The 15,525-nt window shown below is 32.0% G+C and carries 11 protein-coding genes; 2 read left to right on the top strand and 9 right to left on the bottom strand.

The annotated features are described in order from the left end of the window. Window positions 1-62 precede the first annotated feature (62 nt). From ACNQF6_RS06755 to ACNQF6_RS06715, 9 genes are all read right to left on the bottom strand, one after another. The gene (locus ACNQF6_RS06755) at window positions 63-2,075 is read right to left on the bottom strand and encodes a heavy metal translocating P-type ATPase (protein ID WP_417964413.1); all 2,013 of its coding nucleotides are present in this window, start codon (window positions 2,073-2,075) and stop codon (window positions 63-65) included. 208 nt (window positions 2,076-2,283) lie between these two features. After that, window positions 2,284-2,904: a phosphatase PAP2 family protein gene (locus ACNQF6_RS06750; RefSeq protein WP_417964411.1), complete on the bottom strand. Its 621-nt coding sequence runs from the start codon at window positions 2,902-2,904 to the stop codon at window positions 2,284-2,286. Window positions 2,905-3,059: 155 nt separating this feature from the next. Then, a complete protein-coding gene (locus ACNQF6_RS06745; protein ID WP_417964409.1) occupies window positions 3,060-6,056 on the bottom strand; it encodes a glycoside hydrolase family 3 N-terminal domain-containing protein in 2,997 nt (998 codons plus the stop codon). A gap of 13 nt (window positions 6,057-6,069) precedes the next feature. Beyond that, window positions 6,070-6,552 (bottom strand): ABC transporter ATPase, encoded by a 483-nt coding sequence (locus tag ACNQF6_RS06740; protein WP_417964407.1) that lies wholly within the window; start codon window positions 6,550-6,552, stop codon window positions 6,070-6,072. A gap of 65 nt (window positions 6,553-6,617) precedes the next feature. Next, window positions 6,618-7,409: a (Fe-S)-binding protein gene (locus ACNQF6_RS06735; protein ID WP_417964405.1), complete on the bottom strand. Its 792-nt coding sequence runs from the start codon at window positions 7,407-7,409 to the stop codon at window positions 6,618-6,620. 103 nt (window positions 7,410-7,512) lie between these two features. Then, window positions 7,513-8,844 carry a 4Fe-4S dicluster domain-containing protein gene (locus ACNQF6_RS06730; RefSeq protein WP_417964403.1) on the bottom strand — a complete coding sequence of 444 codons (1,332 nt, stop codon included), beginning with the start codon at window positions 8,842-8,844 and terminating at the stop codon, window positions 7,513-7,515. A 5-nt stretch (window positions 8,845-8,849) separates the two neighbouring features. After that, window positions 8,850-9,815: an MlaD family protein gene (locus ACNQF6_RS06725; RefSeq protein ID WP_417964401.1), complete on the bottom strand. Its 966-nt coding sequence runs from the start codon at window positions 9,813-9,815 to the stop codon at window positions 8,850-8,852. A gap of 50 nt (window positions 9,816-9,865) precedes the next feature. Continuing rightward, window positions 9,866-11,035, bottom strand: coding sequence for an N-acetylmuramoyl-L-alanine amidase family protein (locus ACNQF6_RS06720; RefSeq protein WP_417964399.1), 1,170 nt, complete (start codon window positions 11,033-11,035; stop codon window positions 9,866-9,868). Between the two features lie 46 nt (window positions 11,036-11,081). Next, complete coding sequence (locus ACNQF6_RS06715) at window positions 11,082-12,251, bottom strand: N-acetylmuramoyl-L-alanine amidase family protein (protein WP_417964397.1); 1,170 nt, start codon at window positions 12,249-12,251, stop codon at window positions 11,082-11,084. A gap of 83 nt (window positions 12,252-12,334) precedes the next feature. On the opposite strand from ACNQF6_RS06715, the gene ACNQF6_RS06710 reads away from it, so the two are divergent. Next, window positions 12,335-15,082 carry a putative LPS assembly protein LptD gene (locus tag ACNQF6_RS06710; RefSeq protein WP_417964395.1) on the top strand — a complete coding sequence of 916 codons (2,748 nt, stop codon included), beginning with the start codon at window positions 12,335-12,337 and terminating at the stop codon, window positions 15,080-15,082. Between the two features lie 41 nt (window positions 15,083-15,123). Continuing rightward, complete coding sequence (locus ACNQF6_RS06705) at window positions 15,124-15,504, top strand: RidA family protein (protein ID WP_417964393.1); 381 nt, start codon at window positions 15,124-15,126, stop codon at window positions 15,502-15,504. Window positions 15,505-15,525: the final 21 nt, after the last annotated feature.

Genomic DNA, 15,525 nt, shown 5'->3' with positions numbered 1-15,525 from the left:
TGAAACGAAATTAATAAAAATAGAAATGTGTTTTATGGAAATTTAAGTTAAATCTTTAAAATCTAAAACTTAATACGTTGGATTCTTACGGCATTTAAAATAGCCAACAAAGCCACACCAACATCAGCAAAAACGGCTTCCCACATCGTAGCTAATCCTCCTGCTCCCATTACCAAAACTATCAATTTAACAGTAAAGGCTAAAAAAATATTTTGCCAAACTATTTGTTTTGTCTTTTTTCCAATATTAATTGCTGTATAAATCTTAGTGGGTTGATCATTTTGAATCACAACATCAGCAGTTTCAATGGTGGCGTCACTTCCTAAACCACCCATTGCGATTCCTACATTTGCCAAAGCAATTACCGGAGCATCATTTACCCCATCACCAACAAATGCAACACTTAAATTTTGCTTCAATAGAGCTTCTAATTTTTCAACTTTATTTTCAGGCAATAAATTTCCGAAAGCCTGATCAATATTCAACTGTTTTGCAACAACAGAAACTATTGCTTGATTATCGCCAGAAAGCATAATGGTTGCTACATTTAATTTGTGTAAACTCTGAATTGCTTCTTTTGCATCTTCTTTAACTTCATCAGCAATACTAAAATAACCGGCATATTTTTGATTAACAGCAACAAGTATAATTGTAAATGGAATCATATCAATTTCAGCATCATAAGCGATATTGTAATTTTTCATCAACTTAGCATTTCCTACTAAAATCTCTTTTCCATCCACAAAACCTTTTAATCCCAATCCTGGAATTTCCTTTACTTCAGTTACACTAGTAGTTTTTGTATAGTCTTTGGCAAATTCTATAATTGCCGAACCCACTGGATGTGTGGATTTAGTTTCAATTGCGGCTGTATATTTTACCAAATCAATTTCTGAAATCCCAACAGCTACTACTTTTTGAACTTTAAAAACTCCTTTAGTCAATGTTCCTGTTTTATCAAAAACGACTACTTTGACTGATGCAATTATATCTAAAAATGTAGATCCTTTGAATAAAATTCCATTTTTACTTGCTGCACCAATTCCCCCAAAATATCCTAACGGAATAGAAATTACCAATGCGCAAGGACAAGAGATTACCAAGAAAACTAATGCTCGATATAACCAATCCTTAAAAATATAATTATCTACAAATACAATTGGAAGTACACAAATTGCTATTGCGAGATAAACCACAATTGGCGTGTATATTTTAGCAAATTTCCGGATAAACAGTTCGGTTGGTGCTTTTTTTGCAGTAGCTTCCTGAACCATTTCTAAAATTTTGGATAATTTACTATCCGTAAATGCAGTAGTAACTTCAACTTGAGAAATCGTAGTAAGATTAATCATTCCTGCAAGAATTATTTCTCCTTTTGATTTGGTATCAGGTTTACTTTCACCAGTTAATGCAGCAGTATTGAAAGTCGCGTAATCCGAAAGTAGTTTTCCATCTAGTGCTAATTTTTCTCCAGGTTTCAATTCTATGATTTCTCCAATAGTTACTTCTGAAGCTTTTTTGGGAACAATACTAACCCCATCAAGAACATTCGCTACATCCGGTCTTTGATCTAGTAATGATTTTATATTCGATTTTGCTCTTTTTACGGCTAACATCTGAAATAATTCACCAATGGCGTAAAATAACATTACTGCAACACCTTCGGCATATTGACCAATTCCAAATGCGCCTAATGTGGCAATTCCCATTAAGAAAAATTCAGAAAAAACAGCTCCTTTACGAATACTTTCATACGCTTCTTTCAAAACCGGAATACCTACCGGAATATAAGCTATAACATACCAAACAATTCGAATCCAACCATTAAACCAAGATTGAGGAACGTAATTATCAAATAGTATAGCAATTAGTAATACTATAAAACTAATTATAGAAGGTAAAAACATTCTGAAGGTACTTTCATCACCATTAGAATGATCGTGATTTTGATCATTATGGTTTTCTGACTCACTGTGAGAAGAAAAACATCCTGAATCTTGGTCTGATTTATTGGCTTTTTTTTCTTCTAAAGCACAGCAAGATTGTTCATCATCTATAACATGTTTGTGTGTCATTTTAGATAATTTATTTTAATAAAAAAAGAACTAATAACATTCAAAAGTGTTACTATTACTGTAAATTTAGTTGATTTTAGTGTTTTATCTTTTGATATAGCACATAAAATTACCGTTAATAATAGCCAGACAATTATTTATTTACAATTAAATGATTTAGACTTGAATTCTTTATCATTTTGAAACGTTAATTACAGTATTCTAAGCGCTACTTGTCCTTTTTAGTACTTTTTTTATTAATCCATTTATTCACTTTATAGCTAAGATAAGCCGAACCGCTACCAATAATTGCCCCTGCAAATACATCACTTGGATAATGAACCCCTAAATGCATTCGAGAATATCCCACTGCGCCAGCCCACACAAAAGACGGTGCAATAACATACCATTTGGGATAAGCTAAACTCAGTGATGTTGCTGTTGCGAAAGCTAAAGAAGTATGCCCAGAAGGAAATGATCTTCCCAAAGACGATGCTGCTTGATCAATATCAGGATAGGTTTCAAATGGTCTGTTCCTTTTTATAGTATGTTTCAATGCAGTGGTAATAAATGCATTTACTAAGAATGTTTCTCCTATAAAAATTGCTTGTTTCTTGATGGTACTATCTTTCTTTATTAAAGCAACTGAATAAATAATAAGGGGAGTTGCAACACTTATTGGAACCGCACTATTTGTTACTAATTTAAAAGTAGGATCTAAATTCTTATTCCTATCAACATTGATATCTCGTAGAATATTAATATCAATATTTTGAGCATTTACAAAAGTCATGCAAAAAAGCAATACAACTAAATGGACTTTTGTAAAAAATGTATTCCTATTTTTCATCAAACTATTTTTATCTCAAATATACTATAATACAGCTACAATTTGTAACTAAATATTTCTAATAAAAGTATTGAAAACGTTTTTAATATAAATAGTCCAAATGAAATTCTCAATAATTTCATTTGGACTATTTATATCATTCCTTCAAACTTATGTTAATTAATAATCGCTTCATAAATCACCTTTTGGATATCTTCTCGAATGTTTTCTTTGGATAATCTATTTTCACCAGCAATTGGAAAAGTTCTATTGGATAAGAATACATAGACAATTTGCGTTTCAGGATCAGCCCAAGCCATCGTTCCTGTATAACCGGTATGACCAAAACTGGTCATCGAAGCGCAACCGCACGTAGGGCCTTCAGCACCTAATTGTGGTTTATCAAAACCTACACCTCTCCTATTTCCTGCGGCACAAAAATAACACGTATTAAAATCATCAAATGTCTTTTCAGAAAAATACTGCTGATTGCCATAATTTCCTTTTTGCAGATAAAGCTCCATTATTTTAGCCACATCCATAGCATTCGAAAAAACTCCGGCATGCCCGGAAACTCCGCCTTCTAAAGCTGCTGATAAATCATTGACATATCCTTGTAAAAGTTGATGACGGAAATAGGTATCAGTTTCTGTTGGTGGAATTCTGTTTTTATCAAATTTTCCTAACGGATTGAAACTTGAATTATTCATTCCCAGTGAACGGTAGAAATTCTCTTGAATCAAAATATCTAATGTTTTACCCGTTGTTTTTTCTAAATAATCTTTCAGAATCATAAAGGTAAGATCGCTGTACTTGTATTCTTTTTTCAAGGAAAGCTTGCTCTTAACAATCATTTTCATAATGGTGTCGCTAAAATCATTTCTTATAAAAAGACTGTCTGTCATTCGTTTAGAAAACTGCTCTTCGGATGTTTTTCTAAAATAAACTTCCGAAGGAAATTTAGATTTATCCATTGTCGCTTTATAAAATGGAATTCCTGCGGCAAGTCCGGCGTAATGAGACAATAAATCCTTAAAATTAATATTGGCTTTATTGGAATCTTTAAAAATAGGAGACATTGTTCCTAATGTAGTTTCCAGATTTATTTTTTGCTGATCGTATTGCAACATTACATTGGGCAATGTAGCCAGAATTTTTGTCAATGAAGCAACATCATAAATATCTGAATCTTGAACTTTAATCGTTTTATCATACGTATGGTGCCCGAATGATTTTTGATAAATAACTTTTCCTTTTCTGGCAACCAAAACTTGAATTCCTGGTGTCATTTTACCATTAATCGCTTTATTGGCAATGGCATCAATTTTGGATAAAATTTCAGCATTCATTTCTACATTTTCAGGAGTTGTAAATCCCAAACGATTTAACTTTTCAGTGGCTAAACCATCATTTACTTTAAAATTATTATTAATAGAAACTGGTAATTTTCCTTTGGCTTCTATAGCTCCAAAAATTAGTTCTGCAGAAACTATTTGAGCAATCGTACTGTTTTGATAGGAAACAATTAATCCTTCGAAATCTTCAAAATTTGTAATGGGTAACAACGAGTAAGGTTTTGCAAAAACATCCAGAATTACATTATTGTTTTTGGCTAAAAAATTAATTTTAAACAATTCATTTGCTTTTAAATCATCATTTCTAAAAGCTACATCTGATTTGTGATATCCAATAATTACAGTTGTAAACCCTTGCAATTTTACTTGTAAACTATCTAAATTAGTATCTGCAACTACAGTTACGTCAGCGTATTTTTTTAAAGTCGAAACAAAAGCATCATTACTGTCATCTCCTATTTTTACATAGGCTATTTTTTGTTTGTCCAAATTTTTTATTGGTAAAACAGCAGCCGTATTTTTTAGAACAGTAATTGCGTTTTCATACAACTCATATTGTAAAGCATCATTTTCAGATGAGTTTAAATCGTTATATAAATTTTCTGTTGCAATAGGTTTATAAGAGTTTAAACCTGCTTTATATTTAAATTTCAAAATTTTCTTTACCGAAAAAGCCAATCTTTCTTCAGAAAATAAATTAGATGAATACGCCAACTTAAATTTTTCAATTGCTGAAGGAACATCTTCAGGAAATAACAACACATCATTTCCAGCCATAAAAGCTTCAAAATTAATTTCGCTTGGTAATTTAAAGTTACTTACACTTTTCATATTCAAAGCATCAGTAAAAATAAGTCCTTTGAATCCTAATTCTTTTTGAAGAATATTAGTTACGACATTATAGGAAATCGACGAAGGATAATTAGGTCTTGACTCTAAACTGGGAACATTTAAATGCGCCACCATAACAGACGAAAGTCCTTCATGAAACATTTTTTTATAAGGATAAAACTCTACATCCATAAATCTTTCTTTCGAAAAATTAATCGTTGGTAATCCTTTATGTGAATCCGTTTCAGTATCGCCATGACCAGGAAAATGCTTTCCTGTGGAGAAGATTCCTTGACTCTGAACCCCTTTCATTAAAGCAATGGCGCGTTCTGTAACTTTGAATTTATCTTCGCCAAAAGAGCGAAAACCTATAATGGGATTTCTGGGATTTGTATTGATATCAAGAACTGGTGCAAAGTTAAATTGCAATCCCAATCGCTTGCTTTGTTTCCCCATTTGAGCACCAACTTTCTCTAATAATTTCATGTCTTGAATGGCTCCAAGTGTCATATTCCAAGGATATCGATAGGTTGAATCTAATCGCATACCCAAACCCCATTCGGCATCACTACCAATAAACAAGGGGATTTTTGACTTCGATTGAAAACGGTTGGTTAATTTAACTTGACGAACGGGACCTCCTTGAAAGAAAATTAATCCACCTATTTTATTTTCCTGAATCAGTTTATCAATAGCGTTGAAGTGAACAGTATCTTTATTAGAATAAGCGGCAACCATAAATAATTGCCCAAATTTTTCCTCTAAAGTCATAGCATTGTAAACACTATCAACCCATTTATTTCCTTGGGGAAATAATTCAAAAAGTGTGGGGATATTACTCGATTTTGTACTGTCCAAATTTTCTGTTTTGGACGCAACGTTGGTAATAATTACTTTATTCTTATTAATTTTTGTCCCAACACAACTTGAAGCTACAAAGAAAATTAAGACATAAAATAAAACAATTTTGACGCCTATTTTTCTCATTGAACTGTTTTGTTTAAAAAAAGCGACTATGCCAGCTATCGATAGCAGGAACTTCCCAGGATTCATTGTATTCTTCTATATTATTAACTAAATTATTGAAAACTATAGTGTTTTCAGTAACCGCTTTATCTTTTACCATTTTCTTGAAATCAATCAAAGGCTTGTGGGCAATGTGCTCTCCAAGTTTGAAAGTAACATTCATTTTGTCCAATAAATCAACGGTATATTTTTGTTCTAAACTTTGAATAAATTCAACAGATGAATCGATAGAACAACCTGTTGCTGCTTGCACATCCTGATTTACGGCGATAATGATAAATCTGTTGTATTTTAATTGATACGATGACTCTAAACTCGTACCGTGTGCAGCCCAACCTTCAAGAAAGGATTGTAAGGATGTTTCTATTTCAGAAAATTCGGCATCCGAAAATTTTCTGTTTGATTGATAAATCCAGATTTTAGATTCTTCGGGTAAATTTTCAAATGGAACGTACATGGTAATTATGAATTATGAGTTATAAATTTTGATTTAAATAATCAAAATTTTTAATTTTAATTGATTTATAAATCTTGTGCATTAGCAATCAATTCAGCAATATCCATAACTTTTACTTCGCCTTCCTTTTCTTTGTTTTTAATACCATCAGTCATCATAGTATTACAAAAAGGACAACCCGCAGCAATTATTTCTGGTTTAGTTTCTAATGCGTTTTCGGTTCTTTCGACGTTGACTTCCTTGTTTCCTGGTTCAGCATCTTTAAACATTTGGGCACCGCCGGCACCACAACATAAACCATTTGCTTTCGAACGCTTCATTTCAACTAATTCAGCATCTAATTTAAGAATCAAATCTCTTGGTGCTTCATACACATTATTGGCTCTTCCTAAATAGCAAGGATCGTGAAAAGTAATTCGCTTTCCCTTGAATTGCCCACCTTCAATAGTCAGCCTTCCTTCATCTAACAATGATTTAAGAAACTCCGTATGGTGAACTACTTCATATTTCCCGCCTAATTCCGGATATTCGTTTTTTAAAGTATTGAAACAATGCGGGCAAGCGGTAACTATTTTTTTTGCTTCGTAAGCATTCAAAACCTCAATATTCATCATGGCTTGCATCTGAAACAAAAACTCATTTCCGGCTCTTTTTGCAGGATCACCGGTACAACTTTCTTCAGTACCTAAAACGGCAAAAGGAACATTTGCACGATTTAAAATTCGAACAAACGCTTTAGTTATTTTCTTTGCTCTATCATCAAAACTTCCAGCACAACCTACCCAGAATAAAACTTCTGGTTGTTTTCCTTGAGCTAACATTTCGGCCATAGTTGGCACTATTAAATTCTCTGACATACTATTTTGTTGATTCGGTTATTTGCTTATTTACTTAATCACAAATTCTTAATTTATAAATCGGTTATTCGTTAAACAAATAACAAATTAAACGATTTAACGACTATTCATTTTTCCAATTCAATCGATCTTGCTGATTGTATTGCCATGGGGCACCGTTATTCTCTATATTAGTCATCATTGCATTAATTGGCATTGGTGCAGCGCTTTGCTCCATTACTAAATAACGTCTCATATCCATGATAATTGAAAGCGGACTAATATTTACTGGACATTCCTCAACACACGCATTACATGAGGTACATGCCCAAAGTTCTTCTGGTGTGATATAATCGTTCAATAATGTTTTGTTATCCGGAATAAAAACACCTTTATTGGCATCAATATTTCTTCCTACTTCTTCTAATCGATCTCTTGTATCCATCATGATTTTACGTGGAGACAATTTTTTTCCAGTAATATTCGCAGGACAAGATGAAGTACAACGACCACATTCTGTACAGGTATAAGCATTCAATAATTGAACCCAATTTAAATCCTGAACGTCACTTGCACCAAATTTACTTGGAACCGCATTTTCATCCACTGGAGCCGCTGCAAAAGGATCGGCACTGGGATCCATCATTAGTTTTACTTCCTTAGTAACGGATTCTAAATTATCAAATTGACCCTGCGGATTCAGATTTGCAAAATAGGTGTTTGGAAAAGCTAACAGAATGTGTAAATGTTTTGAAAAATAAAGGTAGTTCATAAAAATTAAGATACCCACAATATGCAACCACCAAAATATTTCAGAAAGCAACATTACTAATTCATTTGACATTCCATTAAATAATGGTTCAATAAATTGGCTTATTGGAAATGATCCAGCTTTTATAAAATGAGAAAAACCTCCAGGAACATTCTGTAAATGCACATCAGAAGCATTCATCAATAAAAATAATGTCATTAGAACTACCTCAAAATATAAAATATAGTTCGCATCACTTTTAGGCCACCCTTTTAAATCTGAGCTCACAAATCTCTTTAGTTTGATTGCGTTTCTTCTACTCCAAAAAGCAACAACAGCGACCAAAACTAAAAGGGCCAAAATTTCGAATGTAGCAATTAGAACATCATACGTAGTTCCTAAAAAAGCAAAAACACGATGCGTACCAAAAAGTCCATCGATTATAATTTCTAATAATTCAATGTTTATGACTACAAAACCTACGTATACAATAATATGAAGTATTCCTGCAATGGGTCTTTTCACCATTTTAGATTGACCAAGAGCAATCATGGCCATATTTGTCCAACGCGCTTTCGGATTATCTGAACGATTTACATCAGTTCCAAGATTAATATTCCTTCTAATTTTTTTTACACTGTTGAAAAAATATCCAAAACCAATTACCAAAAGAATGGCAAATAAAATATTATCTAAATAGCTCATAATTACTAATTTTTTACATTAGGTATAGAATCGTTCGTAGGACCAACATAAGGTTTATTTTTCTTTCCAAACAAAGAAATATTTACATATCTGGTTGGGTAAAGTCTAACATCTTGCAATAATAGCTCTAATTCTTTTGTGGAACTTTTAATATTCTGGTAAAAAGCTTCATCATTCAATAATTTCCCCATAGATCCTTTTCCAGATTCTAAACCAGTCATAATACCATCGACTCTAGCAAGAGTAGCATTAAGATTTTTAACCGTTTTTCCTAAATCAGCTTTATTCAAAGAATCAGATATTTTAGAAAAATTCCCGGACATTTTATTAAAGTTAGAAACAACTCCGTTTATTTGAGTTTTGTTTGCATCTAATAAAGTGTTAACACTTAAAGAAGCTTTATGGAATTGTTCAATAGTCTTGCTCAATTCTGCTAAGGTAAGTTTTAAATCCTGTTGCCCTTTTGGGTCCAAAACATTATTCAACCCTGAAATTAATTTTTCAGTACTTCCCAATAACTTTTCTAATTTTTCTTGAAGTGGTGCTAATTGATCTCCAACTTTATCAGTCAGACCAAGTTTTACTCCGCCTTGCAATTTTTGACCATCAACAGCTAATGCTTTATCATCAAAATTAGGAATAATTGCAATTTGCTTTCCTCCAATAAATCCAGGCTCATAAATAGAAGCTGTACTGGATTTAGAAATTGGGAAATCAGTTTTTAATTGTAATTCAACTAATAATAAACCAGTATTTTCATCAATTGTTATACTGCTGACTTTACCAATAACTAATCCGTTTAACGTAACAGGCGCAGATGTCGCTAGACCTTCTACACTTTTATATTCTACATAAAATGTTTTGTAATTAGTAAAAAGATCTCTTCCTTTCAAAAAACTGTAGCCCCAGATAAATAATAAAATAGATGCAATTACTAAAATAGCAGTTTTAATTTCTCGTGTTATTTTCAAAATTTAAGTATTTTTTACAAATTTAATATAAAATATTTGACTTGTTGTAATTATTTAAGCGCTTCTTGAATACTAATATTCTTTCCATCTTTAATTGCTATTATATACGCTGAAGTATACCCTTTGGATTTCACAACTTTCAAATCCTCTTTTGCGGTGTTATAGTCTGATGTTAAGCCATATGCATACTTATATAAAGATCCATTGCTTATTGTCATCGAAACATTTTTTAATCCTTTAAAATTTGAAGGATTTAATTTAATATTTTTATTTCCGGCGGCAAATTGAACTTTAAAAAACACATCAGAATTTTGTGTTTTCGACTCTTGCTTTTGTGAAACTTGTTTTTCTATAATTCGTTTTGATTTAGTACTCTTTGAAGAATCTTTTACTTCATTTTTGACTACTTTTTTAGATGGAAGTTCTTCATAATCATCATTAGATTGCGTTCCAAAATATTCTTTCTTATAAGCAATAATAGCCGATGCAATAGCTTCTGCCATATTATTTTGTCCTACTTCTGAATTTAAATAATGACCTTCTTCACTGTTAGATAAAAAACCCAATTCAATTAATACACTTGGCATATAAGCCGCATCCAAAACCCATAAAGGAGTCTGTTTAATCCCTCTTGATTTTCGATGCAATTTATTTTTAAAATTACTCTCAATTTTTGAAGCTAGATTTATGCTTCGATCTAAATAATCTTCTTGCAGAATTTTTAATCCAATCAATGTTTCAGGATTCTTAGGATCAAAACCTTTGTAGGTTTTCTTATAATCTTTCTCCAATAATATCACTGAATTTTCTTGTTTAGCAATTTCTAAATTACCTTTACTTCTTGCCAAACCCATTACAAAAGTCTCTGTACCAAAGGGAATTGGATTTTCAACAGAATTACAATGTATAGAAACAAATAAATTAGCATCGATACTATTTGCTTTTTTTGGCCTATCCTTTAATTCTATAAAAATATCTGATTTTCGTGTGTAAACAACTTGAATATTATTATCTCTTTTGAGGTATTTTTCTAATTTCAAAGTCGTTTTAAGCGCAATTTCTTTTTCAACAAAGCCATGATAGGAATTTCCTGGATCTTTCCCTCCGTGACCCGCATCTAAAATAACAGTAAACTTTTGATTGGATTGAGAAAACGTGTTTGAGTAGAAAAATAGAAATAGAGCTAAAATTGTGGTTTTGAATCCTACAGTTATTTTCAAAATGTGTATTTTTTTTTTGCGAACTTAATATAAAAAAGATAAGCTATTATTTAATTACGTCTTGAATATTAACTTTCTCTCCGCTTTTAAATGCAATCAAAAATGCGGAATCATATCCTTTTTCTTTTGCCTCGCTTAATTGCTTTTTTGCTTCATCATAATCCGAAGTTTCTCCATACATATATTTGTAAACCCTGTTTTCATAGGCTACAGAAATATTTTTAAGTCCATTAAAATTTCTTGGAACTAAATCTAATCTTTTACTACTAGCTGAAAGCTGCACCTTAAAAATAGGCTTAGTATTATCAACCGTTTTTTTTACTTGTGATAATTCTGCTGCGGCTTGCGGAATCATTTTCGGTTTCGCAGGAACAACCGTATCTCTTATAGGTTTTTCATTAATTTTTTGCGAAGGCAATTCTTCAAAAATTTCAGTTTCACCATTTCCAAAATATTCTTTCTTATAACTTATAATTGCATCAGCGATAGCTCTGGCAATTTCATTTTGACCGTCTTCAGAATTTAATGTATTTCCTTCAATAGTATTAGAAATAAATCCCATTTCTATCAATACTCTAGGCATGTAAGCTTTGTGAAGCACCATGAAAGGAGCCTGTTTTACTCCTCCTCCTCTTATTTTTTTTCCTAAATCTGCGAAAGAATCTTCTACCTTACTTGCTAATGAAATACTATTGTCTAAATATTCTTCCTGCATCAAGGTCATTCCTATCATGGTCTCCGGAGAGTTAGGATCAAATCCTTCGTATTTTTGCTTATAATCTTTCTCTAATGTTATTACAGAGTTCTCTTTTTTAGCAGCCTCAAGATTTGACGCTACTTTACTCAAACCCATTACATATGTCTCAGTTCCATCTGCTGCAGTATTTCTATTGGCATTACAATGAATCGAAACAAAAATATTAGCGTTAAATCTATTGGCAATATTAGCTCTTTCAATTAAATCAATAAACACATCTGTTTTTCGGGTATAATTGATATTAATCTGTGGTGTAGTTTCTAATATTTTTCCAACTTTCAAAACTACTGCCAAAGCAATGTTTTTTTCTACACGTCCTTCATAAACAGCTCCAAAATCATGTGCTCCATGACCTGCATCTAAAGTCACCTTGAAAACATTAGACTGACTGAAGCTCGATAAAGAAGTTATTGTCAAAATAAAAGTTAATATTATTTTTATTTTATATATAATACGCATAAATCCAAAAGTTAATTTAATTAAAATACTACCCTCATAAAATTTTTTATTTGGCTATTTTTGACAAAAAATAATATGTAAGTTTGACATGTCAAAAAACAGGCCATAATTTTACAAAAATAGCATTTAAACCTTTGCATACAAACTTATTTAATATCGTTTTATTATCATTTTTCCTGTCATTGGGGTGTGGTAAATTATATTCTCAAGATATAACAAAAAAAAAGACGGCCATATCCGCAAAAAAACAAGCAGACACTACCAATTTAGATACTAGAAAAAAAAACACTGCACCTTTATCAGTTACAAAAGAAACCGATTCCATAAAAAAAGACAGTGTAAAGCCTAAAAAAGCATTTCTTGACGGAAAAGTGAGATACAAGGCGGATCAATATGCTAAAATTGACCAAAAGAAAAAGCTGATTACCTTATATGATAAAGCGGAATTGTATTATCAAGATGTCGAATTGAAGTCAGGAATAATCGTTATGGATTATGAAAAAAATGAAGTCTATGCCGGACGAATCAAAGACTCCACTGGTGCTTATACTCAATACCCAAATTTCAAACAAGGCGCAAATGTAGTAGAACCAGATTCTATCCGTTTTAATTTTAAAACCAAAAAAGCTTTAATCTGGAATTCAAGATCAGATCAAGGAGAATTCAAAATTAAAGCTGCTATAACAAAAAAAGAAAATGACTCCGTTTATTTTTTAAAAGGAGCTCGTTTTACTACTTCAAAAGATGTTGATAATCCTGAATATTATTTCCAAACGAATAAAGTAAAATTTATTCCGGGTAAAAAAGTAGTTACCGGATTGACTAATATGGTTATTGCAAATGTTCCTACTCCTATAGCTTTACCTTTTGCTTTTTTTCCAATGAGTAAAGAAACCAGTATTTCAGGATTGATTTTGCCCAGCTATAACGATTCTAATAACAGGGGATTTTCGCTTCAAAATTTAGGATACTACTTTGCCCTTAGCGACAATTATGATTTAACCGTATTGGGAGATTATTATACTAATGGAAGTTATGGATTGCGTTTTGAATCCAGCTATGCCAAAAGATATAATTATAGAGGAAACTTAAACATTAGATTTGAAAACTTGATTACCAGCGAAAGAGGTTATCCGGATTATTTGAAACAAAACATTTACAACATTCAATGGTCTCATTCCAAAGACTCTAAATCAAATCCTAACTCCAGTTTTTCAGCATCTGTGAATCTTGGTAGCAGTAAATATTTCAAGCAATCCATCAATCAAGTCAATATTGGGTCAAATCTTAATAATACATTAAGCTCTTCCATTTCATATTCAAAAACATTTACCTCTGTTCCACAAGTTAGAATGTCTTTGACCGCAACACATTCACAAAATACTCAAACGGAAGAAATTAATATGACTTTACCAACACTACAATTGAGTGTGGACAGAATTTATCCTTTTGTGGGTAAGGACGGTGTCAAAAAAGGTTTTTTCAAAAACATCAATTTACAATATAATTTAAACGGTAGAAACAGCATAGTTACAAATGATTCTTTATTCTTTAAACCGCAAATGTTTAGAGATGCAAAAGTTGGTTTTCAACACAGTATTCCATTAAGCACCAATTTTAAATTATTCAAATATTTCAGTGCTTCTACTTCCATGAATTATGAGGAAATTTGGTATACCAAAACAATTGAAAGAAACTATGATGTTGACCAAAGTAAAGTTGTTGATAAAACCATAAATGGATTTGACGCTTTTAGAACATACTCCTTTTCATCCAGTATAGGAACAACCATATATGGAACTTTTAATTTTGGTAATGACAAAAAAATTAAATCCATAAGACACGTCATGAGACCATCTGTTTCGTACGGCTACACTCCTAGTTTTGAAAAGTATTATGATACTTATGCTTCTGATGCAACCGGGACAATGAAACAATATTCCAGATTTGAAAGCGGAATTTTTGGTGCTCCCGGATTAAACAATTCTAATACGTTAGGTTTTGATTTGAGCAATACTTTTGAAGCAAAAGTTACAGATAAAGACAGTACTAAGGTCGAGCCTAAAAAAATAATGCTTCTTAACAACTTAAACCTTTCCACTAGTTATAATCTTGATGCCGATGGCGTAACTACACTTGCTTTTGCTCCAATAAGAGTTAGCGGTGGTACTACATTATTAGATAACAAAATGAATGTCAATTTTGGAGCAACATTAGACCCTTATGCCATTGACAATTCAGGAAACCGAATAAATGTATTCAACATTGATAATGGCGGGAGTCTTTTTAGAATGACCAGTTCTAATATGACTCTAAATTATTCTATTTCGAGCCAAGGCAAAGACAAAACAGATAAGGAGAAGAACACTCAAAGTCAGAGAAATGGTGGTCGAGAAGACGATCTATTTGGAACAAATACTGATTTGGGCGATAACAGAAGAAGTCAATTTGAAGAAGAGGAAGGGGACGAAGGCGAAGATAAAATCTCGGAATTTTTCAATTCAAAGCTACCTTGGGATATGACATTTGCTTATTCCTTGACTTACGGAAATAACAATAGAGAAAATAAAATCATTGGAAATTCTATAATGATTTCAGCAAATGCTGATATAACACCAAAATGGAAAGCTGGAGTATCTACAGGATATGACTTTGTACAAAAAGGAGTTACTTTTACACAGCTTCGTTTTGAGAGGGATTTATTGAGCTGGAGGATGGATTTTAACTGGTCTCCATTTGGAACAAATGCTAATTGGGGTTTCTTTATCGGGATAAAATCTGGTGTTCTTAGTGACATCAAATGGGACAAACGAAGCACAATAAACCGATAATTCATTCTTAACCTTTAACTAAATAAAAAAATAACTGTTTTATGAAAAAAATAATTTTTACAGAAAATGCTCCTGCACCAATCGGGCCTTATAACCAAGCAGTCCTTAAAGGAAATATGCTATTTACTTCCGGTCAGATTGCAATTAATCCCGTAACTGGAGAATTGATTACTGACAACATTGAAGTAGAAACGGAACAAGTAATGCAAAACATGAAAGCAGTACTTGAAGCAGCAGGAATGACATTTGAAAACGTTGTTAAGACAACTATATTCATCATGGACATGAATGATTTTGGAAAAATAAATACCGTTTATGGTTCTTATTTTAATGAAAAAACCGCTCCAGCTCGCGAAACGGTTCAAGTGGCATGTTTGCCAAAAAATATAAATATTGAAATTTCAATGATTGCAATACTTTAGTTAAGTATTGCAATATTGAAG

The sequence above is a fragment of the Flavobacterium pasteuri genome, assembly GCF_048286615.1.
Taxonomy (GTDB): domain Bacteria; phylum Bacteroidota; class Bacteroidia; order Flavobacteriales; family Flavobacteriaceae; genus Flavobacterium.
The sequence above is the reverse complement of the archived record's forward strand: the minus strand, read 5'-3'. Positions and strand labels throughout refer to the sequence as shown.